Raw genomic sequence first — 26,130 nt, forward strand, 5'->3', positions numbered from 1 at the left:
GCCCGATCTCCCGGGCATCCTTCGGCCGGACCGAGGCGGGATCGGCGTAGGCGCGCTCGATCAGAGCCTCCCCGACCGACCCGGCCGTGGTGTGCCTCTGCTCGTCGACTGCCGCGGTCGCCATGGTGACCCGCCCCTTTCTGCTCAATATTGCTCACGGTCTTGCGTGCGTGCTCGTACCCCCGCCTCAGAGGCATATGCACGACGGAACGCGCGGATTCTCCCGGCCCGGGCACACGGTCGGCTTTGCCGTCATGCCGGTATGCCGTCATGCCGTTATTCCAGACCGTCTTCCGGATCGGTCAGACCGTCTTCAGAGCCGCGGTGATCGTCTTGCCCTCCGGCTCCACGGCGACGTCGAGGCGCGAACACAGGCGCTGGACGACCATCCAGCCGTGGCCGCCCGGCCTGCCCGGGGCCGCCGGCTGGCGGCGCGGCACGTCGGTGCTGGCATCGCTCACGCGCAGCTCGATCTCGTCACCCGTCAGGCGCGCGCTGAAGCGGGTGATGCCTCCGGCGTGCAGGAGAGCGTTGGCGGCCAGTTCGCTGACGACCAGCAACGCGTCGTCGCGCAGGCGCTGCGCCTGCGGCGGCGGCAGGCTGCAGGACATCTCCGCGAGTACCTCACGGACCGCGGTGCGTGCGTCCGCGCAGCTGATGTCCTCTGTCTCCACTGGCTTCACTGTTTCCACTGCCTCGGCAACGCGCATCGGCCGTTGCTCCTCTCCCCGTGCATGCCCGAACACCGCATCGGTCTCTTCGTTCCCTTCCCGCCTGCCCGACGCGACCCGTCCCACACTCAGGCCCGCACGGACCCGTCGTGGGTTCCCGCCTGGAGCGGAACACGTCAGTGTCGACCTTCTCACGGGTCGGTCGGCACATTCTCTTGTCACATGCAGTAGCCGGTGTGGGAAGGTCTGGGCATGGTTTCCGACCGACAGAGCATCGACGTCACCCGGCACGAGCGGGTCACCGTCGTCTCCTTCCGCAACGAGCTCGACCTCGAAGACACCACCGAGGCCACGCTCGCGCTCTCCAGCGCGCTCACCGACACCCTCACCGCGGGAACCCTGCTCGATCTGGCCGGACTCACCTTCGCCGACAGCACCCTGCTCAACGTGATCCTGCGCGCACACGCCGAGCACCAGGACGCTCTGCGCCCCTTCGTTCTTGCCGGCCCCTACCAGAGCGGCATCTCACGGCTCCTCGAAGTCACCGGCGTCACCGGTGTCCTGGATCTGGCCGACACCCACGAGGACGGTGTCCGACGCATCCACGCGCTGCGCGACTCGGGCAGGGCCTCCGCGCCGGACGACACACGGCACTGACCCGCTGCGACGGGTGGTGGTTCGGGACGTCGAGCCACCCCCGCGGGGCGGATGGTCAGCGGGGCATGCCACGTCCCAGCTCCCGTGTCTTCTCGCGCAGGCCCGCAGCCCAGGCTGTGCCCTCCGCATGGGTGGACACTCCCGCTCCGGTGGAGACCTGCACGTCTTGGAGCGGGCCTTCCGGGGCGACTCCGTGTGGTGCCCAGTCCACCTTGACCGCGGCGCGTTCGGCAAGAACAAGCACTGTGGCAGTGAAGCCTTCGGAGAGCGCGAGCCAGACGGAGTGGATCGACTCGGTGCTGCGTTAGGAGGGCATTGACGAAGGCTTCGAAGATGGCGGGGCTGATCTGGCACTCGTCGTTCTCCATCTTCCCAATGCCTGACGGGAGTTCCAGCTCCGCTTCGAAGACCGCTATCTGGCGCTGGAACATACGGGAAACTGCATTGGACGGGTTCCACAGCGTCTCGTCGCCGAGGTCGAAGTTCTGGCTCATCGCGGCACCTTTCATCAGAGCGGAGTCTTGGCCGGACACCGGTGGCAGATGAGCATCGCAGCTGTGCCGACGAAGCCCAGGAGGCGTTCGCGCTTGCGTGCGTAGCGGCACTTGTGTGCGTAGCGGCAGTGGAGCCGACGGCGCCGGCCAGCCAGAATACGGTCCTCTCGGCCACCCCTTCCCCATGCCCGTGCCTTCTGGCAGGCCGACAGACCCACGCTTCCGCGTACGGTCGAAACCCTTACTCGGGCTGCTCGGTGAAGAAGTCCGCGAGGGAGGAGGCGACGTCGGCGGGGGCTTCTTCGGCGACGTGATGGCCGGCGTCGATGCCGTGGCCGCGGACATCGGCCGCCCACTGCCGCCAGATGAGCACCGGGTCCCCGTACAGGTCTTCGAGGTCGTCTCGGAGCGACCACAGGATCAGCGTCGGGCAGGAGAGCTGTTTCCCGGTGACGCGGTCCTCCTTCTCGTGCGCGCGGTCGATGGTGAGACCGGCCCGGTAGTCCTCCAGCATGGCCCGGACGACGTCGGGGTTGCGCGTGGCCGCACGCCACTCGTCGTAGTTCTCCTGACCCATCCTCTGCGGGTCGCCGCGGTACCAGTTGTCCGGGTCGGCGTTGATGATCCGCTCGGGGATCTCGGGTTGGGCGAAGAAGAACCAGTGCCACCACTGGGTGGCGAACTCGGTGGTGATGCGGGAGAGGTGCTCGGTGACGGGCAGGCAGTCCATGAGCGCCACCCGCGAGACCGCGCCGGGGTGATCGAGTGCCAGCCGCAGCGCGACGCTCCCCCCGCGGTCGTGCCCGGCGAGCGCGAACCGGTCGTGGCCCAGGGAGCGCATCACCGCGATCACGTCGCCTGCGACGGCCCGCTTGGAATAGCCGGCGTGGTCCGCGGTGGGCGTGGGTCCGGTGGACTGCCCGTAGCCCCGCAGGTCAGGGCAGACAACGGTGAAACCCCTCTGGACCAGGAGCGGGGCGACGCGGTGCCAGGTGGCCGACGTCCGGGGATGGCCGTGCAGCAGTACCACCGGCGGTCCCTCACCGCCGTAGCGCACGAAGGCGGATGCCTCGTCCACCTGAACGCGTGTGGTCGTGAAGCTCTCGAACACGGCCTGGGCCTCCCCTCGTTGAACACGTGGTTCCCGACGGCTGCTGGTCCAGTGCCCACCCTCGCTCCGCCCGAACATTGCGGGCAGGCCCAGCTGTCCTGGCAGGCCTACCTGTCCTGGTCACCTCAGGCCCCGGGGGCGGCGGGAATCCGTTTGGCTCCGCCGCAGGGCAGGGCAGGGCGGGCCGGGACGCGGTGGGCGGCGCATGGGAATGCGTTGTGAGGGCATCCGGCAGGAACACATCAACGCTAGGAGCCTGTCGTGATCATTGTCGGTATCGTCGCGGTGTGCGTGGTCCTGGCCGTCCTCGCGTTCTTCGTGCCGCGCCTGTCGCGCCACCCCGAGCGCGGTACTCAGCGCACGTTGGGCGCGGGATCGCGGGCGGGCGGCAAGGCCCCGGGCATCCTGGGCCGGATCTTCAGCAAGCCGTTCCGCAGCAGTTCCAAGGCGGTGGGCCGCAGCGGCTCCGCCGGACGCCGCGCCCGCAGCCGTATGCCCTTCTGACCACCCCGCCGGACGGGGCCCGCAGTCTCCGCAGCTGATGCACCAGGGCCAGTCCGTGGCTCGGGACGTTGATCAGCCGCCCGGCGCGGGCGCGCCGGGCATGTGGGACAGCCCGGGCCATGCCGAGGAGTCCGGGCTGCGCCGAGGAGTCCGGGCTGCGCCGAGGAGACCGGGCTGCGTCGAGGAGCCCGTTCTGGCCCGTGCGGTCCAGAACCCGTACGATGAGGGCATGGCCCGCCCCCGCAAGTTCGACGAAGAGCGAGTGATTCTCGCTGTCCGCGACGAGTTCTGGGACAAGGGCTATGCGGCAACGTCCCTGGAGGACCTGCTGCGCGTCAGCGGGCTCGGCAAGGGCAGCCTGTACGGCGCATTCGGGGACAAGCACCACCTGTTCCTGCGGGTCCTGCGCGCGTACGACGACGCGAACCTCCAGATGCTGCGCGAGCGGCTGGAATCCGCGACGCGGGGGATCGACCTGGTGCACGAGTTCCTGCTGAGCCCGGCCTCCGACCCCACCGGGTCAGCCGCACGGCGTGGGTGCCTGCTGGCCAACAGCAACGCCGAACTCGCCGCCAGTACACCGGAAGTGGCCGCTGAGGCGCGGCGCAGCTACGACGCGATCACCGCCATCCTTGCCGAGGCGCTGGAGCGGGCCCAGCGCGAGGGTGACCTCGCGCCCGATGCGGACCCGGCCGAGACCGCCCGCACTGTCCTCGTCGCCCAGCTCGGCCTCATCGCCCTCGGGCGCACCGGCATGAACATGGAAACTCTCGCCGCGGCGGCCCAGTCCGCCCTCGCGCGACTCCTGCCTGCGCTCGCGCAGTAGTAGCCCCCTCCTGGGCGCCCTGAACCGCCCGCGAACCCCGCAATCCCTACACCCTGCCAGCCGCGTCTTCGCGCTGCGCGCTGCGTGCTTCGCGCTGTGTGTGGGGCTTTCTGCGGCGAACCCCGCCCCCAGCCCCCTCTGCGCTGCGCTCCGACCTCGTTCTTGACTGTTCGGTCCATATCGGCGATGGTTATTGACCTAGCAGTCCATAACTAGTGAGGAGGACGGCATGCCCGTCTTGGCAGGCAAGGTCGCGGTCATCACCGGGGGCAGCATCGGCATCGGCTTCGCCACGGCACGCGCGTTTCGCGACGAGGGCGCCGAGGTGTTCATCACCGGTCGGCGCAAGGACGCGCTGGATGCCGCGGTCGCCGAACTCGGAAGCGGCGTGAGGGGAGTGGTGTGCGATGTGTCGGTGCCCTCGCAGCTGGATGCGTTCTACCGGGTCGTGCGCGAGCAGGCCGGTCCTATCGACGTGCTGGTCGCCAACGCCGGCATCGGCACCGCGGCTCCGCTCGGCGAGGTGACGGAGGAGGTGGTCGACTCCCTGTTCGCCGTCAACGTCAAGGGGACGATCTTCACGTTCCAGCAGGCGCTGCCCCATCTGAACGCCGGCGCTTCGGTGATTCTGACGGGCTCGACCGCCGCGACACGACCCGATGAGGGGCTCGAGGTCTACGCGGCATCGAAGGCGGCGGTGCGCAGCCTCGCGCGCGGATGGGCCCTCGGTTCGCGCGCACGCGGCTTCCGCGTCAACGTCGTGTCGCCGGGCGCCACGCGCACTCCGGGCCTGCTCGACCTGGTCCCGGCCGACGTGCTCAAGCAGGCGGAGGCCGACGTTCCGCTGGGGCGCCTCGCCGAGCCCGCGGAGGTGGCCGCGGTGACGACGTTCCTCGCTTCGGATGCCGCGAGCTATGTCAACGGCGCCGAGTTCTTCGCCGACGGCGGATACGCGCAGGTGTAGGCGCGGATCGGCCCAGCAGCACGCTCGGGACGAGCGACCCGTCAGCGGACTGGCGGCTCTTGAGGCCTCCATGGAGCACTCCATGGGTGACGCCACTCCGGTGCCGGGTGCTGGGTGGTGGGTACCGAGTGCCGGGTGCTGGGTGCCGATCCGGAAATGGCAGAGGGCCCCCAAGTCGAGCTGGGGGCCCTCTGTCGGTGCGCTGCCCGCAAGGTAGCGGTGGTGCCTCGTCCCGTGCCGATGGCCTCGGCGTCGTCGTCCGGCTCGGGACGAGCGGCGTGCGAGGGCCTCCTCCTCGGAGGGGCACGGCCTCCGGCTACTTCAGGGCTTTGGCGAACTCGGGAACGATCTTGTCCAGGGTGTAATTCACGGAGAGCACGGAGTCCGTGGCGAAGGCCTTGCCGGACGGCGACTTGGGGTCAAGGATCACGTCGTGTCCGGCCTTGGCCGCAGGGACCTTCTTGAACAGCGGGTCCTTGGCGACCTCGGCCGCCGACAGGCCGATGGGCTCCATCACCATGAGGTCGGCATCGAGCTTGCTCACGTTCTCGCGGGCGATGCTGATGTAGAAGCTGTCGCCGCCCTGCTTGTCGACCCAGGGATTGTTTTTGAAGCCGAGCCGCTCGAGGAAGTCGACCCGGCCGCTGCCCCGTACGTAGGCGCCGAAGCCGTTGGAGGTCAGTGAGCCGGAGGTGACCGTCTTGCCCTTGAACTCGGGGTGCGCCTTGGCCGCTGCGGTGAACTTCGCCTTGGTCTGCGAGATGAGCTTCTGGCCCTTGTCGTGCAGGCCGAGTGCGTCGGCCACCATCTCGGTCTGGTCCTGCCAGTCCGTCAGGTACTGGTCGCCGCCCTTGGGGACGCCGATGGTCGGGGCGAGCTTGCTGAGCTTCTCGTAACGCTTGGGGTCACCGCTCGACTTGGTGTCGAGGATCAGGTCGGGCCGCAGGGACGCGATCTTCTCGTACTCGGGCTCGAGGGTGCCGATCTTCGTGGGGCTCTTGTCGTACTTGCCCTTGGCCCACGGCCCGACGCCGTCTCCGTCGAAGTCGAGCCAGTCGCTGGCCCCGACCGGCTGTACGCCCAGAGCGAGCGCGGTCTCCGCGTCACCCCAGCCGAGCGCGACGACGCGCTTGGGCTGCTTCTCCACGGTGACCTTGCCGAACTTCGTGGCGACCTTGGCGGGGAAGTGCCCCTTGGCGACCGTCCCGGAGTCGCTCTCGGTGTCGCTGCCCGAGTCGGAGCTCGAAGAGCAGCCTGCGACCACGAGGACCGCTGCGGCCGCGAGGGAGCCCGCGGCGAGGCGGCGGGGCCGGGAGAAAGGGGCAATCGGCCGCGAAGAGGTTGTCGAACGCTTGAACATGAGGAAAGGCTAACCTAACCAGTCGCGTTCGGGTGCCACCGGCCCGGCCTCTTGCGCGGGTCCTTTCCTCATTGCTGTCCCGCTACCAGAAATCGAATCGAAAAGGCGTGGGGAAGGACCTGAAAATTCGTGGACGAAAGTCCCGGCGGATTCTCCGCTTCGCCAGAAACTCCAGCGCCTGGGTGGCCCGCCGTGTTTCGCCGTTCTGCACGTGCTGCCAGCGGCTGTTGGGCGTGGATCTTCGGGGACGGGGCATGCGGGCGAGGAAGACATCGCACCGCATGTACATCGAGGAGAGATCATGGTCGTTCCGGCGGAGAATACGCTGCGCCTGGTTCTGGCACGCTTCGCGCAGGCACGCTTCGACCATGACATCCGCCCCACCGGCACCACCTCGCGCGCCTTGGAGGACGTCACCTACACGCTGTGCGTGATGACCGGCCGCCCCGACATCGACCAGGCCCTGGAGGAAGCGGACTTCCTGCTCGCCGCCGGCCCCAGGAGCGAGGCGAGCGCCGGGCAGTGCGACGAGGCGCTCGCCGCGTAACCTCGCTCCACGCAGCCGCCGTCTGCCGCTTTCTCGGTTCGGCCACCGCCGCACGGCGGCCATGCCATCTCGCTGAGGACCTCAGTGGGGGCGGGCTAGCGGGTAGTCCGGGTCGACGCCCGAAAGGTCCAGGTTCCCGTCCGTGACAGCGGGGAGCGCACTCCACGAGCTGTCGCCCTGGTGATAGACGCCCGCGGCTTCGATCTCGGTGGGTGCGGCACCGGCCCCGTTGCTCTGGAGCTCGATACCTGCGGTGGCGAGGCCGACGGCGAGTACGAGGCCACCGCCCGCCAGTACGGTGACGGCGGCAAGGTGTGCACGACGGCGCATGACTCTCCCGGAGTGGTCGGCGGCAGTCGCAGAGGAGCAGGCCGGAGGAACCGGCCGTCCTCAGTCTGCTCATTGCTTACGTCTCGTCTTGCTTGTGTCTCGCCCACCTGTCATACGCCCAAGGACCACACGGCGTCCAGAGCGCAAGGAACTCCAGGCCGGAACCGGCCTCGGGGCCTCGGCGACGCTCTGCGTGCCTGCCCGTGCGCCAGGGTGCGGCCGAGACCCGGTCCGCGGTGACGGCATCGTGCGGTGACGGCGTCGGCGGTGACGGCATCGTCGGGTGCCGTGTCCGCGGCGCCGGCCCCTGGTGATGCACGAACCTATCCGGTCATGATTCCCCCACGAAGTCCGCGCTGAGCGTCAGCGCCTCGTTGATGTCGATCTCGCCCGCGAGGCGCCGCAGCCGCGTGCGGGCCCCGCCCAGGGCGTCCGAACCCAGCAGCAGACGCAGCGGCGGCTGCTCGGAGTCGACCACGGCCCCGATCGCCGCGGCGGCCCGGTCGGGATCACCGGGCTGCTTGCCCGATACGCCCAGGGTGGAGGTCCGTCGCGCACCCGCCGTCGGCGCGTAGTCGTCGATGTGCCGTGCGGACTGCTGCATGGACGAACCCGCCCACTGGGTGCGCAGCCCGCCCGGTTCGGCGATGGTCACGCGGATCCCGAGTGGCTCCACTTCGGCGGCCAAGGACTCCGACAGTCCCTCGAGGGCGAACTTCGTCGCGTGGTAGTAGCCCGTCGCCGCGAAGGCGGCCAGGCCGCCGAAGGAGGACACGTTGACGACGTGGCCTGCTCGACGGGCCCGCATCCCCGGCAGCACGGCCTTCAGAACGGTCACCACGCCGTGCACGTTCGTGTCGAACAGGGCGCGCACGGCCTCGTCCTCGCCTTCCTCGACAGCGGAGAGGTAGCCGTAGCCGGCGTTGTTCACCAGCACGTCGATGCCGCCGAAGTGTTCCTCGGCCCGCTCCACGGCGTTGCCTACCGACCGCGCGTCGGTGACGTCGAGCGTCAAGGGCAGAGCCCGTTCACCGTGGCGGCCGACGAGGTCGCTGACCGCGGTGGTGTCGCGGGCGGTGACGGCGACGTTGTCACCGCGGTTGAGGGCGTGCTCCGCCAGTGCGTGTCCCAGGCCACTGGAGCAGCCGGTGATGAGCCAGGTCTTTGTCAGCGCAGTGCTGTTGCTGTCGAACATGACGTTATCCGAACAGGCCGCGCACACAGCTGCCACACCCTGGCGAGGGTAGCTCTCGCAGGGGCAGCCTCACGGCGCAGGCCGACGCGCCGGCACCGGCGGCCGCAGTAGGGTCGGCCGTGTGACCAGCCACGACGACAACGCACTGGGCACGTTCCTGCGCAGCCGGCGAGAGAAGACCGATCCCGCGCGCGCAGGCGTGATCACGCACACGCGCCGCCGGGCCAAGGGCTTGCGCCGCGAGGAACTCGCCCTGCTCGCCGGCGTCAGTCCCTCGTACTACACACGCCTGGAGCAGGGACGGGACCGCAACCCCTCACGCGAAGTCCTCCAGGCCATCGCGGCTGTCCTCGAACTGGACGACACCGAGCGGACCTACCTGTGGGCCCTGGCGGCCCCAGCGCTCGACGCGGCCGATGCCGCCAGCCCCGCAGTCGACGCCGTGCGGCCCGGAGTGGTGCACCTGCTGCGCCGCTGGAGCGACCTGCCTGCCCTGGTCGTCAACCCCCGACGCGACGTGCTGGCCACCACCGCCCTCGCCCCTCGCATGAACCCGGCCTGGACCACCGGGCAGAACCTGATCGAATTCACCTTCCTCGATCCCCGGGCCCGGCAGGTGTATCCGCAGTGGCAGGACATCAGCCTTCAGGCCGTGGCCGGCCTGCGGGCCAGTGCAGCCGCTCACCGCGGACAGCTGGACGATTTCATCGCCACTCTGCGCGACCGCAGCGACGTCTTCCGGTCCCTGTGGGACTCGCATGACGTCTACGGCCGTGTCCACGGCATCAAATTGCTGCATGTCCCCGGCGTCGGCGAACTCCACCTGGCGTACGAGACGTTCACCCTGCCTGGCCCGGAGGGACACACCCTCTACGTCTACTTCGGGCAGCCCGGCAGCGAGGACGAACAAAAGATCCACCAGCTCGCAACCCAGTAGTTCTCCGGGTTGCTGCGGGGTGTCCCGTGCTGGGGAGCGGCCCCCGCCCCCGGGGTACGGCGGCTGGCTGCCCTGCCTCGCACGTACTTTTCCGCAAGGCTCGTGTCGGAGCGGTCGGAGCGGTCGGAGCGGTCGAAGTGGTCGGGGCGGCTTGAGCGGTAGGCCGATCGAATGCCGCGCCCTTCGCTCAGCGAGTCATTCAGGGGCGGGCGGTGAGCGAGGTCCAGCCTGCCTCGAGGAGATCGAAGGCGCGGGTGATGGACTCGCGGGGGTCGTGGTGGCCGCGAGCGGCGCGGGGCGCTTCGAGGGCGAAGTGGGCCAGAGCGGCGCAGGCGGGGTCCTCGGCGGGCAGGCCGCTCTCCTGCGCGATGGCCCGGGCGAGGGCCTCGGCGTGGCGCATCCACATGGCCTGGACGTAGTCGCGCAGCGCGGGAGTGGAGTCGACCAGGGCGAAGAACGCGGTGAACCGGGGGTCGTCTCCCGCAGCGGCCATGCGGTAGCGCAGTGCATGACCGCACAGCGCGGCCGGGATCGACTGCCCTTCCGGGCGTTCGCGTACGGCGGCGAGCAGGCGGGCCTCCTGGTCGGCGTCCTCGTCGAAGACGAGCGCTTCCTTGACCGGGAAGTGCTTGAACAGCGTGGTGGTGGACACGTCTGCGGCGTCGGCGATCTCGCGGATGCCGACGTCGTCGTAGCCGCGCTCCAGGAACAGGCGCAGGGCGGCGTCGGCGATGGCCTGGCGGGTGGCGGCCTTCTTGCGCTCGCGGCGGCCGACGGGCGCCGCCGGGGGCGAGGAGTCGGTCTGGGGCATGGCTCCACGATAGCTCCAAAGTTGCCCGACTTCAAAAGTGCAACAGTTGCACTTAGTGTGTTGGTGTGCTCTTCTGGAGGAGCGGTCGACGCCTCCCGTCCCGCCCTCTCTCCCTCCCTTCCTCTCTCCGTCCGAAAGGAGTGATCAGTCATGTCCGCGTCTGCATCCCTCCCCTCCGCCCCGCCGGCCGTCCCGAAGAACGTGCGGTGGGTGCTGCTCGGCGTGATGCTCGCGATGCTGCTGTCGATGCTCGACAACATGGTCGTGAGCACCGCGATGCCGACGATCGTCGGCGAGCTCGGCGGCCTCGACCACATCTCCTGGGTGGTCACCGCGTACACGCTCGTCACCGCCGTGACGACGCCCGTCTGGGGCAAGTTCGGCGATCTCTTCGGCCGCAAGAACATGTACCTGGCGTCCATCGCCGTGTTCATCGTCGGATCCGCCCTGTGCGGGGCATCGCAGTCCATGGGCGAGCTGATCGCGTTCCGTGTCGTGCAGGGCGTCGGTGCCGGCGGGATCGGCGCCGGCGCCTTCGCCCTGATCGGAGCCCTCGTACCGCCCCGCGAACGCGGCAAATACCAAGGCATGACGGCCTCCGTCATGGCCATCGGCACCATCGGGGGCCCGCTGCTCGGCGGGTTCGTCACCGGCCACTTCGACTGGCGCTGGGCCTTCTACGTCAACCTGCCGCTCGGCCTGGTCGCCCTGGTGTGGCTGTGGCTCAAGCTGCACGTCCCCGCCACCCGGATCAAGGCGAGGATCGACTGGGCGGGCATCGGTCTGCTGACCCTGGCCATCACCGCGATCGTCCTGGCCGCCACGTGGGCGGGCAGCACCTACGCGTGGGGCTCCTGGCAGATCCTGGCCCTCGCTACCGTCGCCGTGCTCGGTCTCGCCGCGTTCATCCGAGTGGAACAGCGCGTCAGCGAGCCGCTGCTGCCCCTGTCCGTCTTCACCGGCCACCGCAACTACCCACTGGCGATGGTCATGACCCTGGCCGGCGGTGTGGTGATGTTCGGCGCGGGTCTCTACCTGCCCCTGTTCCAGCAGACCGTGCAGGGCGCCTCGGCCACCAACTCCGGGCTGCTGATGCTGCCCATGATGATCCCGGTCGTCATCGTCTCGACCATCGCGGGAAAGGTCATGTCGGCCACCGGGAAGTACAAGATCTTCCCTGTTCTCGGGACCGTGTTCCTGACCACCGGTCTTGGTCTGCTGGCCACGATGGACACCGGTACGTCCTTCGCCGTGACCGCCCTGTACATGGTCCTCGTCGGCATCGGCCTGGGCTTCACCATGCAGATGGCCGGCACCATCGCGCAGAACAGCGTCTCGCTGCGGGACATGGGCGCCGCGATGAGCTCGTCCAACCTCTTCCGCACGCTGGGCGGATCCCTCGGCGTCGCCGTCTTCGGCTCGCTGTTCACCCGCGCCGTCCAGCCCCACCTGGCCCCCGGCGCCGGCACCGGCCCGGATGCCCTGCGCCGGCTTCCGGCGGGCGCCAGGGACGCCTACCTCGCCGCCGTCACGAACGGCGTCGGCCACATCTTCCTCACCGCCGCGATCATCTGCGCACTCGCGTTCGTCGCCGCCCTCTTCGTCGTCGAAGTCCCGCTGAAGAAGGCCGGACCACCCGCTCCCGCTGACACCACCAAGGGCCTGCGCGCCGCCACCACCAGCTGACCTCGCACCTGGCACCTGGCACCTGGCACCTCGCACCCCGCATCTCGCACCTCGGACCGCGCTTGAGCCCTGCACGACATGACTGGAGCCCCGCCATGACCAACCGCCCCACCCCTCCCACCGCTGTCGTGAACGCACGGGTCTTCGACGGCGAGCAGACCCTGGAAGCAACCACTGTCATCTTCGACGCCACCGGCATCCTCACCGTGGGCGGCGAGGCGCCCTCGGGTGCACGAAGGCTCGACGCCGCCGGCGCGACCCTGCTGCCCGGCCTCATCGACGCCCACGTCCACACCAATGCCGAATCCCTCGCCCTCGCACTGCGGTTCGGCGTGACGACCGAGCTGGAGATGCAGGGCACGAACACCGCCGACAACCGCGCCCACATCACCGACGACGACACCGTGGCCGACGTGCGCTCCTCCGGATTCGGCATCACGCCGCCCGGCGGCCACCCCAGCGAACTCTTCCCCGAGGGCTTCCGACCCGGCCCGCCTCCCGGGGCGCCCGGGCCGTCCGGACCGGCACCGCTGATGCCGTTCTCCACCACCCCCGAGCAGGCCGTCGCGTTCATCCCGCAACTCGTCGAACGTGGCTCGGACTACATCAAGTTCATGGTCGACGACGGCTCCGTCGAAGGCCACCCCGGTCTGCCCATGCTCGACCGGGCGACCCTGAACGCGGGCGTCGCCGAAGCCAAGCGGCACGGCAAGCTCACCGTCGCCCACGCCTTGACGATCGAGGCGACCGAGATGGCGATCGAGGCCGGCATCGACGGCCTGGCTCATTTGTTCATGGACGGCCCCCACACCGACGAGATCATCACGCTGATCCGCGACTCCGGCGCCTTCGTCGTGCCCTGTGTCGTACTGAACGCTTCCATGATGGGCATCACCGGCGACGACCTGGCCGACGACCCACGAGTGGCCGCCCGGCTGGACGAGAGCTGGATGAAGACCCTGCGCAGCAGCTTCAACCACTACCCCCGGGGCAGGATCACCGACGTGCTGGAGTCCGTGCGCGCCCTCCACCACCCCACCATCACCATCTCCGACACCCTGAACACCCGCGCCGTCTGGCGCCGCGGAGCTCAGCTCACCGCAGCCTGAAGCAGCAGCAGCCCCGGCAAGCGGCATGAGACGGGACGGACAGCACAGTCCGGACACGCCGTCCTACCTGGCCGTCGGCCCCGACCGAGGGCACCACGCAACTTCTCGCCCGTTTACTGGCGTAGAACCTTCCAGCAATGGATGAGGAAGGTGCTGGGCGCCCTGGTGTCGTAGCCGTGGCTGTGGTTGCCTCAGAGGTTCGACCGGACACGGGGGGTGTCGCATGGATGCGACCGGGAGCATGGCGTTATCAGCCGTACAGATACTGACCGGCACGGCGGCAGGGGCGGACACGGCAGTGGGCGCCGAAGCGGGCCGGGCGGTGGACGACCTGGTGCGGGCACGGCTCGGCTCTTCCGAGGACGGTCGTGCCGCCCTCGCGGGAATAAGCGCCGACCCGGTGGATCCCTCGGCGGTACAGGGACTTGAGGAGGCGATCCGGAAGGCCTTGGACGCCGATCCCGATTTCCGGGGCCGCCTGGCGGCGGTGCTCGCCGGTCCGCCTCCGGCCGCTGCGCCCAGGTACACCGTCACGCCGCCGCACACCTCCTCGTACAACGGCAGCATCGTCATCGGAAGCGGCAGCGCGGTGCGGCGCAGCCAGATCTCGCTGGGGCCACTGACGATCACCAACACCCGCACCACCCGCGCCTCCCTGACCGGAATCGCCGCCATACTGCTCGCGCTGGTGTCCCTGGCGGTCTACGGCGGAGTCCAGATGGTCACCGGCGACGACTCCTCCCGGCGTTCGAGCGGCACATCCGCGCGACACCCGCGCGATGCGGTGTCCTCCGCGCCCGCTTCCGGTACATCCGACGGGTCGGCCCCGGTCGTCCTTGACGCCGAGCAGGCCAAGAAGATCCTCCCGGGGCCGCCAAGCCTGCCGGACGGCTGGAACCTCGCGAGCGACTCGCCGACGACGGAGCGGTGTCGTAGCTCCCGCGTCGGTGGCCTCGGCCAAGGGGAGCGCCACGAGATCTGCAAGTCGGCCTCGCAGCTCGACCTGCGATCGGTGTACGACCCAGGGTCGGCCGTCAGCTTCGAAAAGGTCCACATCGAAGTCCTGCCGTACACCAGCACCGACGCGGCGGCCGAGGGGTACCTCGGACTCAAGATGGAACAGGCCGACTTCGCCGGCGGTACGCAGCCGGTGGAGCTGGCGCGGCCGCTCTACGGGGACGAGTCGGCGGCTGTCACGCTGACGTACACCGGCGTCACCGACGCCGTGGACAGGGCGGAGGGGCGGGCGGTGGTCCGGTGCGGGACCGTAGTGGCCGCCGTCTACGTCATGAACGAGAACGGCGGCATCGTCGATGTCGGCGCGCTCAGCGCCCTCACGCAGGCAGTGGCTGCCCGCGCCGAGCAGGCGCTGGACGGTGAAACGCCCACGGCCGCCGTCGAACTGTGAGGCAGATTCCCCGATCGCTGCCGGCCCCTGCCCTCGCCGTCCCCGCCTTTCCTCCACCGGGTGCGCCGACGGCCACCGGGTGCGCCGACGGCGCGGCACAGCAGCCCGATGGCGGGAACCGACTAAACGACGCAATCCAGCTCAGTCCAGCGACGCAGCGTAGCTGTCACCGGCTCGGCATGCTGCTCGTCACCAGTCGCGATACGTCGTCGCCGGTCAGCAAGGACCGCGCCGTGGTCGAGCGGTGCTTCGGGCGTCCGAAGCAGTTCCGCACGATCGTCACCCGCTTCGTCGAACCCCCGCCCGGTACGAGGCCGGAGTCGCCCTTGCGGCACTCCTCCTCTGACTCCACGAACCCCTACCAGATCCTGTGTTGGACAGGACCTACGGGCCGAGCCGGATCCCGCGAGCTTCGGCGATGACGTCCAATGCGTGGACGTGCCAGTCGTAAAAGTTTGACGTCCTGCGGCAGAACGCCAGCACGTGTTCGTGTGCCTCGTGCGTGCCGATCTCAAGGAGAGCGGCAGCGGCGGGCTCGTGCGCACCGGACCATGAGCCGGGGGCGAGGAGCCCCACCAGCGGGGTGAGGCACTCGGCCGTGCCTCGCCCGACGAGCGCGAGGGACGCGGCCTCCTGCGCGGTACGGTCGGTGGCCAGCGGTCCTCCAAGGGGCGCGGCATACCGGACCCGCGGTGGCGCTGGCGGTGTTGCGGCGAGTCGGCTCAGGGCGGCCGTCGCCTCGGTCTCGGGGCGTGCGGCGAGTGCCCCGACGATCTGGGCGCCCAGATCGTCGCCCAAGCTGTGCGCGGGGCCGTCGGCGAGTGCGACGAGGACCGGCAGCGCCGGGGCGCCCATCCGGGACAGTGCCTGCACGGCGGAACGCGCGAGGAGGGGCTCGGCGTGGGGAGTAATGAACTCTCCGAGCACGCCGGCCGACTCCGCTGTCGGGAATTCGCCGAGGGCCGTGACCGCCCTTGCCCGCACGGCCTCGTGCGGCGAGCGTGCGCAGGCCAACAGCACCGTGAGGCTGTCGGTGGCGCCGATCGCGCCGAGGGCCCGCACAGCATGGGCGCGCAGGGTGCCGGGCTGCTCCTCGTCGGATGCCAGGGTGGCGAGTACTCCGGAGGCCCCTGCGTGCCGCAGGGCGCCGAGTGCGTCGGCGACGGCCGCGCGCAGGGCGACCGGTGCCGACTCCTGAGCGAGCAAGGACAAGAGAGCCGGGGCGGCTGCCTCTGGGCGCCCCGTGAGCCCCAATGCGCGTGCAGCTCCGCGGCGTTGGGCCACAGAGCCGTCCGGCCGTGTCAGCAGGAGCTCCAACGCGGGCAGTGCAACGGGCATCGCGGCGACGAGGTCCGCGACCGCGTCGCTGATGTGCGCGTCGCCCAGTGCCACAAGGAGCGGCCAGGCCGCATCGGCGCCCGCGTAGGCGGCGAGCGCGTCGGCTGCTGACCGGCGTACCGGCGGTGCTGCCGCCTCGCGCAGATGGTGGCGGAGTGCGGCGATGTGCTCGTCCCGGTCTGGTCCCGCGAAGAGTTCGGGTTGCGCCGTGAGATGGGTGCAGACGGCGGCCACGGCGTGGGGCGGGCACTCAGGGTGAGTGGTCTGCGCCGCTCGGTGGAGCACGGACCACAGGAGGTCCCGGCCTTCCCGGGTCCGGGCCAGCAGGGCGGTTGCGAGGCGTGCCGTCTCGGGATCCGGATCGCGCTGGGGTGTCTGCAGGAGCTGTTCGGCGGACGGCCACATATGCGCGGGCGGCCATGCGGCGGCGGGTAGAGCGTGAAGCGCTGTGAGTGCCGCCCGACGCAGCTGCGTGTGCGAGGCGGATGAGTGCGCCAGAACCAGGAGTGCGGAGGCCGCCCGTGGGTCACCGATCGCGCCGAGCGTGCGCACCACGTGCTCCGCGCGGTCGGGCAGGTACTCCCACAGCGCGGCGAGGAGCGGCGCCACGGCCTGTGGAGCCCGCAGTTCAGCCAGCGCGTCCAGCACCTTTACCGTCCAGTACCCGCGGCTGGTCCCCAGCTTCCCGCACAGAGCGACGAGCCCACGCACCACTTCTGGTCCACCGATGGTGACCAGTGCCTCCAAGGCGGGCTTCTCCAACTGCTCACGAGGGTCGTCCGGCTCAGTGAGCACATGCAGCAGAACGGGGACAGCGTGTGGGACGCGCAGCCTTCCCAACGACCTGACGGCATGCCAACGCAGTCCGATGTGCGGCCGGTCCTGACCGTTGATGCAGAAGTCGAGCGCCGCCACGACTTCCGGCGTAGGCGTGCCGCTCCCCAGCATCGCGGTGGCATATACGGCGACGTCCGGAATCGGGGAACGGGTGGCCGCGCACAGCCCCGCCACATCGCCGGCCATCCGTGTGTCCATCAGCTCCGCGATCGATGCAGCCCCTCCCACTCAGGCCCCCTCGCCCTCGGCGACCCGGTCCGACATCGCCACGAACAGTGGAGTCCCGACGACGATCGTCACCTCACGCCCGTCCGCACGCGTCACGGTGTCCCGCAGCAACTGCCGCGCCAGGAAATCGCAGTACATGGGCGGCACGGTCAACGACTCGGCGCAGCGCAGCACGTTCTCGGTGATGCTTCCCCGGCTCGGCATGCGGCCCCGAGATCTCACTTCGAACTGTCTTTCCCATTCGGGTGGGGAGTCCTGAAGCAGCCTGAAGAGCCCCGGCAGACCTGAGAAGCCGAGCTGCCTCATTTCGGGGGACGCCTGATGTCCGATCAGGTGACGGGCCGACCCGATAAGGGCGACGACCGTGTCGCCGTCGAACCCCGTCATCAGCGTGGGGCCATCCGCGTCCCCGTACCCCGCGACCCGCAGAGCCGCTTCTCCCCGGAACCAGGCTGTCGGCTCCGTCATCCAGCTGACGTCGCATTCCCGCTCGAGGTACGCCTCCACGAGGTCGAGCTGGTCGTAGGTGGTCGTGTCGGGGCGCGGCGACTGGAGGGCCAGGCTGACGACCTTCAAATCGAGCTTGGCCTCCACGGCGAGCCGCCGCAGGAGCTTCTGGGGTATCTGGCTGTACAGCATGTCCACTTTGGTGGTGGAGACGTAGAGGTAGTAGCGCATGGGAGGGTCAGGCACCGTGGCCGTGGGGGAGAGCGGCACGACCAGTACTCCGGGCGCCGCAGGCGAGGTGTGCCCCGCAGACCCCGCCTCCACTACTGCCTCGGCTCCACCTGGCCCAAGCACGCGCGGTGCCGCTGCTCATCGCTCTCCCCGAGTCTCGTCCAACAGGACCTGGTCAACCTGGTGTTGAGCAAATCTAAGCGGAGCATCCCATACTCGTGGGCTGGGAGCGACGCATCGTCCTTCACGGGCGGGGCCGTATCGCGTCCGCCATCTGCGCGACGTGTTGCACGTCCGACGATGACGTCCTGGTCGGCCCGGAACGAGTTTCGTCGAATCCCGGCACATCGATCACGGTTCTGCGGAAGCAAGGAGCGCGCGGCCCTGGCGCGCACCGCGTGCACGGTCTCGATCGACGGTGATCGACGAGGGGCGCCTGGCAGGTAGTCGCCCTGGTCAGGCGCCCTTCTTTCCCGTCTAGTTCTCTGTCTGGTTTCCTGTCTGTTCCTGTCTGTCCCTGTCTAGAAGAAACCCAGCTTCTGGGGGGAGTACGACACCAGAAGGTTCTTGGTCTGCTGGTAGTGCTCCAGCATCATCTTGTGGGTTTCGCGGCCGATGCCGGACTGCTTGTAGCCGCCGAACGCCGCGTGCGCCGGATACGCGTGGTAGCAGTTCGTCCAGACACGGCCCGCCTGGATCGAACGGCCCGCCCGGTAGGCCGTGTTGATGTCCCGCGTCCAGACGCCTGCCCCGAGACCGTAGAGCGTGTCGTTCGCGATCTTGATGGCGTCGTCGAAGTCGTTGAACGAGGCCACCGACACGACCGGACCGAAGATCTCCTCCTGGAAGACCCGCATGCGGTTGTCGCCCTCGAAGATGGTCGGCTGGACGTAGTATCCGCCCTCCAGCTCACCGTCGTACTGGATGCGCTGACCGCCCGTCAGTACCTTGGCGCCCTCCTGCTGGCCGATGTCCAGGTAGGAGAGGATCTTCTCCAGCTGGTCGTTGGACGCCTGCGCTCCGATCATGGTGTCGGTGTCGAGCGGGTGCCCGGCCTTGATCTGCTCGGTGCGCGCGATCGCCGCCTCGAGGAACTCGCTGTAGTGCCCGCGCTGCACCAGCGCCCGCGACGGACAGGTGCACACCTCGCCCTGGTTGAGGGCGAACATGGTGAAGCCTTCGAGCGCCTTGTCCCGGAAGTCGTCGTTGGCGGCCCACACGTCGTCGAAGAAGATGTTCGGCGACTTGCCGCCCAGCTCCAGCGTCACCGGCTTGATGTTCTCGGAGGCGTACTGCATGATCAGCCGCCCCGTCGTGGTCTCTCCGGTGAAGGCGACCTTGGCGACGCGCGGGCTGGAGGCGAGCGGCTTGCCCGCCTCGACGCCGAACCCGTTGACGATGTTGACGACGCCGGGCGGCAGCAGGTCGGCGACCAGGCTCATCCAGTAGTGGATGGACGCCGGCGTCTGCTCCGCGGGCTTGAGGACGACGGCGTTGCCGGCCGCGAGCGCCGGGGCCAGCTTCCACGTCGCCATGAGGATCGGGAAGTTCCACGGAATGATCTGCGCGACCACGCCCAGCGGCTCGTGGAAGTGGTACGCGATGGTGTCCTCGTCGACCTCGCTGAGCGAGCCCTCCTGCGCGCGGATGACGCCCGCGAAGTAGCGGAAGTGGTCGATCGCGAGGGGGATGTCGGCGGCGAGGGTCTCACGTATCGGCTTGCCGTTCTCCCAGCTCTCGGCGACCGCGAGCTGTTCGAGGTTGGCCTCCATGCGGTCGGCGATCTTCCGCAGCACGTCCGCGCGTTCGGTCACGGAGGTGCGTCCCCAGCCGGGTGCCGCGGCGTGCGCCGCGTCAAGGGCGCGTTCGACGTCCTCCGCGGTGCCCCGGGCGATCTCGGTGAAGGGCTTGCCGTTGACCGGGCTCGGGTTCTCGAAGTACTGGCCACGCGCGGGCGCCACGTACTCGCCGCCGATGAAGTGGTCGTACCGGCTGTCGAAGCTGACGTTGCTGCCTTCGGTGTTCGGGGCTGCGTAGCGGGTCATGGGGTCCTCCTCCGGAGGGCGGGTGCGACTCACGGCACGCTAATCACGGGGAGGTTGCAGCGACGTTGCACGGGGAGGGCCCCGGGAGGTCTCGGTGGCCTTCGGAGGGTATGCCTCAGTTCGGTCGTTGTCGGCTCGGTCGTGTCGGTTCGGCTCGGTCATGTCGGCTTGGTCGGCGTCTGCTGGGTCGCGTCGGCCCGGCCGTATCGGCCTGGCTCGGCCGAGTCGGGTGGGGCGGCGGAGATGGACGGATTCCTGGTCTATACCAACCACCCCGGTCCCAGTATCCTCAGGCGCAGCCAGTGGCACACCATCCCCCACCCAGGTTGCGTGCTGGCGCGGGCGACACCGCACCCTCAACTCTGCCCCCAGCAGCCGGGTGACTTCCCCCCCCATTCGCCGCCTCCAGGAGGCTCACGGTGAAAGTTCGCACCAGAAGCACGGCGATCATCGGAACCATCTGTCTTGTCGCATCCCTGGCCCTGACCACGGCGTCCGCCGACGAGTCCGCCTCCTCACGGTCACGACACGCTCCCGCGGTCGCGCTCGAGAAGGTGGCCGCGGCCACGAACCCGACCGCGGGCACCGCCGGCCCCGGCGGCACCCTCTGGCTGGCCGAACGGGCAGGAACCGTAAGGGTCCTGGGCCACCACGGGCTGAGCGAGCCCGTCCTGGACATATCCAAGGAGACCACCACCGACGGCGAACGCGGCCTGCTGGGCATCGCGTTCGACAAGAAGTTCGCGCACTTCTACATCTCGTTCACGAACCTCGAAGGCACCAGCACCGTCGACGAGTTCGCCGTACGGAAGGGCAAGATCCGTCCGGAGACGCGGCGCACGGTCATCACCCAGACCCAGCCGTACTCGAACCACAACGGCGGCGACATCAAGATCGGCCCCGACGGTTACCTCTACATCGCGCTGGGCGACGGCGGCTCCGGCGGCGACCCGCACGGCAACGGCCAGAATCTCGACACCCTCCTCGGCAAGCTCCTGCGGATCGACCCGAGGGGCGCCAAGCCGTACGCGATCCCTCGGGACAATCCGTTCGTGGACGACCCGAAGGCGAAGGACGAGATCTGGGCGTACGGGCTGCGCAACCCGTGGCGGTTCTCCTTCGACGCGGGAACGGGCGACCTGCTGATCGGCGACGTCGGCCAGAGCTCGTGGGAGGAGATCGACTGGGCGCCGGCGAAGAGCAAGGGCGGCGAGAACTACGGCTGGTCCCAGATGGAGGGCACGCACCCCTTCCGGGAGGGCACGGAGCCCGCGAACCACGTCCCGCCCGTCCACGAGTACGACCGCACCGGCCTCGGCTGCTCGGTGACCGGCGGCTTCGTCTACCGGGGCAAGGCGATCCCTGCCCTCAAGGGCCAGTACGTGTTCAGCGACTACTGCGACGGCACGGTGCGGGCCCTCCAGATGAAGAACGGCAAGGTGACCGGCGCCAGCGACCTCGGCGTCAACGGTGGCGAAGTCATCTCCTTCGCCCAGGGCGGTAACCGCGAGCTCTACGTGCTCGACATCGGCGGCAGCGTGTATCGGATCGACCCCGCGTAACGATCGACCCCGAGCAACGATCGACCCCGCGTAACGATCGACCCCGAGCAACGAGGGAGTCCCCTTGACGAGGTACCCCTGGTAACGAAGGACTCCTCGTCTCGTCGCGCCACCTCCGGGTCGGGCCCTAGGGCTCGACCCGGAGTCATGTCCCGACCAGGTCTCGAACACGTCCCGTAGGGGACATCCCGTGGACGACCGTACGGAGCCGCGGTCCGCGCTCCCGGACAGGCGCGTCACCGCTACCGGGACCAAGGTCCTCGCACCGCGTGACCTTCGGCCGTCCGCCCCGCCCTGAGGCGGCACCGGGCCCTAGGGGCCGACCAAGCGATGACCTTGGTCCCGGTGGTCGGTGAGGAAGGTCCCGCTTGCGGGCCGCTCCACGAGGAACGACTCGCGGGACCGCAGGAGCGAGACGATGAGAGGGCGGGCCATGCCAAGGGGCCTCGGCGTGCACAACGATCGGTTGCAGTGGGTCCGGCGCGGGGAACCATCCCGGCGCACGGGCACCCTGGGCCGCACCACACGGCGTGCGTGGGGGATCGGCGGACTCCGCCTCGTGGCGCCCGGCGAGCGGCGCCCCGCCGCGCCAGGCGGGACTCCACCGAACCCCTACGGGAAGACACGAGGCGCCCCCTGCTGGCTCGGGCTTGCCGCACGTGATCTTTCCGCCGCCAAGCAGTTCTACGGACGGGTGCTGGGCTGGTGCCACGTGCCTCTCGTCGGCCAGCCGGGAAGAGCGCGATCGGTGGCCCTGAAAGACGGGCTGCCGGTGGGGACCATCACCGAGACGGATTCGGAGTTCGGCGCCCACGCGGGATGGATGCCGTACTTCTACGTCGACACGGTTGACGCGGCCGCGGCCCGCTTCCGCGAACGTGGTGCCACCGTGGCCCTCGGCCCGCCGGTGACCGTCGCCGACCGGGTCGCCGTGGTCTCGGGGCCGGACGGAGCGGTGTTCGGCCTGCGGGAACAGACACCTGACGACCGCTGGACGGTCGGGGACGGCCCGATCGCCCACCTCGAACTGCACACACGGGACGTCTTCGCCGCGGCCCTCTTCTACGGCGGTCCGCTCGGCTGGTCGGCCGGCAGCGACGACGCTGCTGCCGGGAGCGAGAAGGGGAGCGGGAGCGGCAACCGGTCCGGTGCAGGTGGCGGAGGAGTCTTGGGCGGCGTCCTGCGACACGGTGGAGCCTGCGACGTGGCGTACGACGACGGGCGGATCCTGCTGCGGGACGGGACGCTCCCCGTCGCCACGCTGAGGGAGGCGACAGCCCCGGGCTCCACGGAATGCCACCGCTGGCACGCCTGCTTCCGCGTACCCGATGTCGACGCGGCCGTCGCCGCAGCCGTCGAGTGGGGCGGGCGGCTGATCTCGCGGCCGCCAGGATTCCGCTCCCGACGCGAGGCCGTGGTGAGCGACCCGGACGGGGTCGCCTTCACGGTCGTCGCTCCTTGAGGGGTCATTCATTGAGTCGTGCAGGTACGCGAAAGCTTGGAGAGTCAGAAGATGTTTCTGCGGGCGACCGGTGCGGACGAGGCCGTCACCGAGCCGACCGACCGGGAGTGGAAGACCGAGCGGGAGTGGGACAGCGAGCGGGAGTGGAAGACCGAGCGGGAGTGGGACACCCAACGGGCGCGGGCCACCGAGCAGGCATGGGCCCCCGAGCGGATGTGGGCCACCGAGCGGGTGTGGGACGAAGCGGTCGGGCTGCCGCGGATCGAGGAGGGCGAGGAGGTCGCGCCGAAGGACGCACGTGAACTGTCGAAGCTCTTCTTCGACCGGCTGCGGACCCTGGAGGAGGGCTCACCCGAGTACCACTACACGCGCAACACCCTGATCGAGATGAACCTCGCACTGGTCCACTACGTCGCGGGCCGCTACCGCAACCGCGGCAACGGTCAACTGGAGGACATCGTCCAGGTCGGGACACTCGGCCTGATCAAGGCGATCGACCGGTTCGACAGGGGCCGAGGGCACGAGTTCGTCTCGTACGCGGTCCCGTGCATTCTCGGCGAGATCAAGCGGCACTTCCGTGACACGAGCTGGGCCGTGCACGTGCCCCGCAGGTTGCAGGAACTACGCGTCGCCCTGACCAAGTCCCAGGAACGGCTGTCGTCCACGCTCGGCCGCGAGCCGACCGTGCGGGAGCTCGCGGCGGACCTTGCGATGTCCGAGGAGCAGATCCTGGAGGGGATCATGGCCGCCAACGGCTACGCGGCCCGCCCTCTGGACGCGCCGAACGTCCTGAACGAGGGCGATGAGCCGAACAAGAACGGCAGGTCCCTCGCCGACATCCTCGGCCACAGCGACCCGGCCATCGAAGCGTTCGAGAACGCCCATGCCCTGGCCCCGCTCATCGCGGCACTCGACGAGCGGGACCGCCGCATCATCGAGCTCCGCTTCGGTCAGGAAATGACCCAGGACGAGATCGGATCCGCGCTGGGCATCTCACAGATGCACGTGTCACGCCTGCTCTCGCGGACCCTGGTCCGCTTGCGCGAAGGTCTGCTTGCACGCGAGTAGTGAGTAAGCGGAGGTGGAGGTGGGGGTGGGGGTGGAAGGGGTGAGGGTCGAGGTGGAGGGAGGTTGGCGGCGGAGAGGTCGCGGGGTGGGAGACAACGGAGAGGGCGACGCCTGCTCGGCGTCGAGCTCCCTCAGGCGGGCCAGAACGGACGGCGTCGGACGCAGCGCCGCCAAGGCCCGCCATACCACCAGGTCGTCGTCTCCCCACGGAGCGTGCGCCCAGTCCGCGAGCAGATCCGGATCATTGCGGTCGACGAGCGCGGCCCGCAACTGGTCGGCGATCCGGCGACGGAGCCGGACCAGCGCGGGCGCCTGCGACTGCGGCAGCAGCGGCCCGGCGTACGCGGCGGCCGCCGCCGTGACCGCCCCCGCCCCCAGCCGACGTTCGACGGTGTCGACGTCACACTCGACGGGCACCGCGAGCCGGTACGGCCGTGACCGGAGCAGCTCGGCTCCCAGCAGCCGCCGCAGCCGCGCCATCTCGGCCCGCAGCGTCACCTGCGGAACCGACTCGTCCTCGTACAGCGCGTACAACAGCTCATCGCCCGTGAGCCCCTCCGGATGGCGGGCCAGCAGCACGACGATCTCACTGTGCCGACGGCTCAGCCGCAGCTTGCGCCCGCCCGCGAGCAGCAGCGCCTCGTCCCTGCCGAGCGCGGTCAACTCGACACTGCCGTCGGTGACCACTGGTGGCACAAGCAGGGCCAGTTGGGACTCCGCCGCCCGAGCGACAGCCTGTACGAAGGCGAGGCTGTGCGGATGGGCGAGCCCGTCCCCGCCGGTGATGTCCACCGCTCCGATCAGCCGTCCCGTCCGCGGGTCGTGGACGGGTGCCGCCGCACAGGTCCACGGCTGGACACGCCGCATGAAGTGCTCGGTGGCGAAGACCTGCACCGGGCGGTCCACGGCGACCGCCGTTCCCGGTGCGTTCGTCCCCATCGCCGACTCCGCCCACCGCGCCCCCGGCACGAAGTTCATCCGGCCCGCCTGCCGTCGCGTCAGTGTGTGGCCCTCGACCCACAACAACCTGCCCTGTGCGTCGCAGACGGCGAGCAGATGCTCCCCGTCGGCGGCAAAGGTGCCCATGAGTTCACGAAACAGAGGCATCACGCGCGCCAGCGGATGCTCCGCCCGATACGCTCCCAGATCGCCGTCGGTCAGCTCCACCGCCGCAGCCGTACTGTCGGGACTCACCCGCGCCCTGGCCGACCTCCTCCATGAGTCCGCCACCACGGAACGCACCGGGCGCGCGATCGTCCCCCCGTCGGTGAACTTGTCGTGGGCCCGGCGCAACGCCCTGACCCGCTCGCCGGGGTCCATGCCGGGCTCCAGCGCCACCCATGGATCGGTCAATGCGGCCTCCCGGGACGGCGATGCGAAGCGGTGCTGCCATCGTCGCCCCGGAGAGGGAAGCCGACAAGGACGCGGTGCGGGCCGGATCCGGTGACACGGTCCGTGGGACGTGGCAGGCGGCGGTTTCCCGAGCCCCGGGCTTCGCTCAGGCGAAGTTGACGATCCGTAGGTATCGCGTCCAGTCCCAGTACGGGCCCGGGTCCGTGTGGTCCGCGCCGGGGACCTCGTTGTGGCCGATGATGTGCTCACGGTCCTTGGAGATGCCGTAGGTGGAGCAGATCGCCGCCGTCAGCGCGGCGGACTGCTCGTACATCGCGTCGGTGAAGTATTCGGGTTTGTCGACCCACCCTTCGTGCTCGATGCCGATGCTGCGTGTGTTGTAGTCCCAGTTCCCGGCGTGCCAGGCGACGTTCCGCTCGCGGACGCACTGGGCGATGTGGCCGTCCTCGGAGCGCACCACGTAGTGGGCGGAGACCTTCTTGGCCGGGTTCTTGAAGATGGCGAGTGCGTCCGCGTAGGTCTCCTGCGTGACGTGGATGACCACATGGTTCACGGGGTACGTCGTGGGGCGGTTGGCAGCGGTGTAGTTGGACGTGCTGGCCGGTACGGATTCGGCCAAGGGGTAGTCCACGGCTCGTTCCTGTGCGGTTGCGCGGGTGGTGGGCAGGAGCACTGCGGGCACGGCGGTGGCGACCGCGCCCTGCAGCAGCCGACGCCTGCTGGGGAAGCGTCTCGTCGTGGGGTCCATGGTCGGCCTGCCTCTCGGGTGGGGGGAACAGTGGGGGGAATGCGGCGGGGGGATCAGTGAGGGAAACAGGAGTCGCGCTGAGGCTGAGTTCGAGATGGTGAGAATGGCCGGGGTGGGGAGCACGGGTTGCTTGGGTCGTGTGGGTCGTACGGGTTGCGCGGGTTGCATGGGTCGTACGAGTTGCGCGGCCGAGGCGCGACC

Annotated in this window: 23 protein-coding genes and 2 pseudogenes; 12 read left to right on the forward strand and 13 right to left on the reverse strand. The window is 69.6% G+C overall.

Going from position 1 to position 26,130, the window contains the following annotated elements; translation table 11 throughout:
- Positions 1 to 302 precede the first annotated feature (302 nt).
- Positions 303 to 674 (reverse strand): ATP-binding protein, encoded by a 372-nt coding sequence (locus ACFYXE_RS28130; protein ID WP_389316869.1) that lies wholly within the window; start codon positions 672 to 674, stop codon positions 303 to 305.
- Between the two features lie 249 nt (positions 675 to 923).
- Here ACFYXE_RS28130 and ACFYXE_RS28135 point away from each other — a divergent pair, with 249 nt between their 5' ends.
- Positions 924 to 1,328 carry an STAS domain-containing protein gene (locus ACFYXE_RS28135; protein ID WP_389316872.1) on the forward strand — a complete coding sequence of 135 codons (405 nt, stop codon included), beginning with the start codon at positions 924 to 926 and terminating at the stop codon, positions 1,326 to 1,328.
- 55 nt (positions 1,329 to 1,383) lie between these two features.
- On the opposite strand, the pseudogene ACFYXE_RS28140 reads toward ACFYXE_RS28135, so the two are convergent.
- Positions 1,384 to 2,167, reverse strand: a pseudogene (locus tag ACFYXE_RS28140) (DUF6086 family protein).
- Positions 2,064 to 2,933: an alpha/beta fold hydrolase gene (locus ACFYXE_RS28145; RefSeq protein WP_389316876.1), complete on the reverse strand. Its 870-nt coding sequence runs from the start codon at positions 2,931 to 2,933 to the stop codon at positions 2,064 to 2,066. The pseudogene ACFYXE_RS28140 and the gene ACFYXE_RS28145 overlap by 104 nt, the downstream one beginning before the upstream one ends.
- 261 nt (positions 2,934 to 3,194) lie before the next feature.
- Between ACFYXE_RS28145 and ACFYXE_RS28150 the strand changes: the two genes are divergently transcribed.
- From ACFYXE_RS28150 to ACFYXE_RS28160, 3 genes are all read left to right on the forward strand, one after another.
- Positions 3,195 to 3,437: a DUF6411 family protein gene (locus ACFYXE_RS28150; RefSeq protein ID WP_361177049.1), complete on the forward strand. Its 243-nt coding sequence runs from the start codon at positions 3,195 to 3,197 to the stop codon at positions 3,435 to 3,437.
- 229 nt (positions 3,438 to 3,666) lie between these two features.
- The gene (locus ACFYXE_RS28155; RefSeq protein ID WP_389316880.1) at positions 3,667 to 4,263 is read left to right on the forward strand and encodes a TetR/AcrR family transcriptional regulator; all 597 of its coding nucleotides are present in this window, start codon (positions 3,667 to 3,669) and stop codon (positions 4,261 to 4,263) included.
- A gap of 229 nt (positions 4,264 to 4,492) precedes the next feature.
- The gene (locus ACFYXE_RS28160) at positions 4,493 to 5,227 is read left to right on the forward strand and encodes an SDR family NAD(P)-dependent oxidoreductase (protein WP_389316883.1); all 735 of its coding nucleotides are present in this window, start codon (positions 4,493 to 4,495) and stop codon (positions 5,225 to 5,227) included.
- A gap of 316 nt (positions 5,228 to 5,543) precedes the next feature.
- Here the strand turns inward: ACFYXE_RS28160 and ACFYXE_RS28165 are convergent, their stop codons facing one another.
- On the reverse strand, positions 5,544 to 6,587 hold the full coding sequence (locus tag ACFYXE_RS28165) for an iron-siderophore ABC transporter substrate-binding protein (protein ID WP_389316886.1): 1,044 nt from the start codon (positions 6,585 to 6,587) through the stop codon (positions 5,544 to 5,546).
- 301 nt (positions 6,588 to 6,888) lie between these two features.
- On the opposite strand from ACFYXE_RS28165, the gene ACFYXE_RS28170 reads away from it, so the two are divergent.
- Positions 6,889 to 7,134 carry a DUF5133 domain-containing protein gene (locus ACFYXE_RS28170; protein ID WP_389316889.1) on the forward strand — a complete coding sequence of 82 codons (246 nt, stop codon included), beginning with the start codon at positions 6,889 to 6,891 and terminating at the stop codon, positions 7,132 to 7,134.
- An 81-nt stretch (positions 7,135 to 7,215) separates the two neighbouring features.
- Here the strand turns inward: ACFYXE_RS28170 and ACFYXE_RS28175 are convergent, their stop codons facing one another.
- On the reverse strand, positions 7,216 to 7,464 hold the full coding sequence (locus ACFYXE_RS28175; protein ID WP_389316892.1) for a hypothetical protein: 249 nt from the start codon (positions 7,462 to 7,464) through the stop codon (positions 7,216 to 7,218).
- A 331-nt stretch (positions 7,465 to 7,795) separates the two neighbouring features.
- The gene (locus ACFYXE_RS28180) at positions 7,796 to 8,659 is read right to left on the reverse strand and encodes an oxidoreductase (protein WP_389316895.1); all 864 of its coding nucleotides are present in this window, start codon (positions 8,657 to 8,659) and stop codon (positions 7,796 to 7,798) included.
- Positions 8,660 to 8,780: 121 nt separating this feature from the next.
- Between ACFYXE_RS28180 and ACFYXE_RS28185 the strand changes: the two genes are divergently transcribed.
- Complete coding sequence (locus tag ACFYXE_RS28185; protein WP_389316898.1) at positions 8,781 to 9,596, forward strand: helix-turn-helix domain-containing protein; 816 nt, start codon at positions 8,781 to 8,783, stop codon at positions 9,594 to 9,596.
- A 199-nt stretch (positions 9,597 to 9,795) separates the two neighbouring features.
- On the opposite strand, the gene ACFYXE_RS28190 is transcribed toward ACFYXE_RS28185, so the two are convergent.
- Complete coding sequence (locus ACFYXE_RS28190) at positions 9,796 to 10,407, reverse strand: TetR/AcrR family transcriptional regulator (protein ID WP_389316901.1); 612 nt, start codon at positions 10,405 to 10,407, stop codon at positions 9,796 to 9,798.
- Positions 10,408 to 10,557: 150 nt separating this feature from the next.
- Between ACFYXE_RS28190 and ACFYXE_RS28195 the strand changes: the two genes are divergently transcribed.
- The 3 genes from ACFYXE_RS28195 to ACFYXE_RS28205 all read left to right on the forward strand — a co-directional run bounded on the left by ACFYXE_RS28195 (position 10,558) and on the right by ACFYXE_RS28205 (position 14,610).
- Positions 10,558 to 12,093: an MDR family MFS transporter gene (locus ACFYXE_RS28195; protein ID WP_389316904.1), complete on the forward strand. Its 1,536-nt coding sequence runs from the start codon at positions 10,558 to 10,560 to the stop codon at positions 12,091 to 12,093.
- A 95-nt stretch (positions 12,094 to 12,188) separates the two neighbouring features.
- Positions 12,189 to 13,202 (forward strand): amidohydrolase family protein, encoded by a 1,014-nt coding sequence (locus tag ACFYXE_RS28200; protein WP_389316909.1) that lies wholly within the window; start codon positions 12,189 to 12,191, stop codon positions 13,200 to 13,202.
- A 223-nt stretch (positions 13,203 to 13,425) separates the two neighbouring features.
- A complete protein-coding gene (locus ACFYXE_RS28205) occupies positions 13,426 to 14,610 on the forward strand; it encodes a hypothetical protein (protein WP_389316912.1) in 1,185 nt (394 codons plus the stop codon).
- Positions 14,611 to 14,776: 166 nt separating this feature from the next.
- Here the strand turns inward: ACFYXE_RS28205 and ACFYXE_RS28210 are convergent, their stop codons facing one another.
- From ACFYXE_RS28210 to ACFYXE_RS28225, 4 genes are all read right to left on the reverse strand, one after another.
- A complete protein-coding gene (locus ACFYXE_RS28210) occupies positions 14,777 to 14,962 on the reverse strand; it encodes a hypothetical protein (protein WP_389316915.1) in 186 nt (61 codons plus the stop codon).
- A 32-nt stretch (positions 14,963 to 14,994) separates the two neighbouring features.
- Complete coding sequence (locus ACFYXE_RS28215) at positions 14,995 to 16,971, reverse strand: HEAT repeat domain-containing protein (RefSeq protein ID WP_389316917.1); 1,977 nt, start codon at positions 16,969 to 16,971, stop codon at positions 14,995 to 14,997.
- A 42-nt stretch (positions 16,972 to 17,013) separates the two neighbouring features.
- Positions 17,014 to 17,691, reverse strand: coding sequence for a DUF7019 family protein (locus ACFYXE_RS28220; RefSeq protein ID WP_389316920.1), 678 nt, complete (start codon positions 17,689 to 17,691; stop codon positions 17,014 to 17,016).
- Between the two features lie 521 nt (positions 17,692 to 18,212).
- The gene (locus tag ACFYXE_RS28225) at positions 18,213 to 19,736 is read right to left on the reverse strand and encodes an aldehyde dehydrogenase family protein (protein ID WP_389316923.1); all 1,524 of its coding nucleotides are present in this window, start codon (positions 19,734 to 19,736) and stop codon (positions 18,213 to 18,215) included.
- A gap of 419 nt (positions 19,737 to 20,155) precedes the next feature.
- Here ACFYXE_RS28225 and ACFYXE_RS28230 point away from each other — a divergent pair, with 419 nt between their 5' ends.
- The 3 genes from ACFYXE_RS28230 (at position 20,156) to ACFYXE_RS28240 (ending at position 23,828) form a co-directional block, all read left to right on the forward strand.
- On the forward strand, positions 20,156 to 21,298 hold the full coding sequence (locus ACFYXE_RS28230; protein ID WP_389316926.1) for a PQQ-dependent sugar dehydrogenase: 1,143 nt from the start codon (positions 20,156 to 20,158) through the stop codon (positions 21,296 to 21,298).
- Positions 21,299 to 21,731: 433 nt separating this feature from the next.
- A complete protein-coding gene (locus ACFYXE_RS28235; protein WP_389316929.1) occupies positions 21,732 to 22,760 on the forward strand; it encodes a VOC family protein in 1,029 nt (342 codons plus the stop codon).
- A gap of 213 nt (positions 22,761 to 22,973) precedes the next feature.
- The gene (locus ACFYXE_RS28240; RefSeq protein WP_389317601.1) at positions 22,974 to 23,828 is read left to right on the forward strand and encodes a SigB/SigF/SigG family RNA polymerase sigma factor; all 855 of its coding nucleotides are present in this window, start codon (positions 22,974 to 22,976) and stop codon (positions 23,826 to 23,828) included.
- A gap of 99 nt (positions 23,829 to 23,927) precedes the next feature.
- On the opposite strand, the pseudogene ACFYXE_RS28245 reads toward ACFYXE_RS28240, so the two are convergent.
- Positions 23,928 to 25,181: pseudogene (locus tag ACFYXE_RS28245) on the reverse strand (GAF domain-containing protein); the annotation flags it as partial.
- 145 nt (positions 25,182 to 25,326) lie between these two features.
- Positions 25,327 to 25,929 (reverse strand): N-acetylmuramoyl-L-alanine amidase, encoded by a 603-nt coding sequence (locus ACFYXE_RS28250; RefSeq protein WP_389316932.1) that lies wholly within the window; start codon positions 25,927 to 25,929, stop codon positions 25,327 to 25,329.
- Positions 25,930 to 26,130 lie beyond the last annotated feature (201 nt).

Source organism: Streptomyces sp. NPDC002564, from assembly GCF_042889645.1.
Taxonomy (GTDB): Bacteria; Actinomycetota; Actinomycetes; order Streptomycetales; family Streptomycetaceae; genus Streptomyces.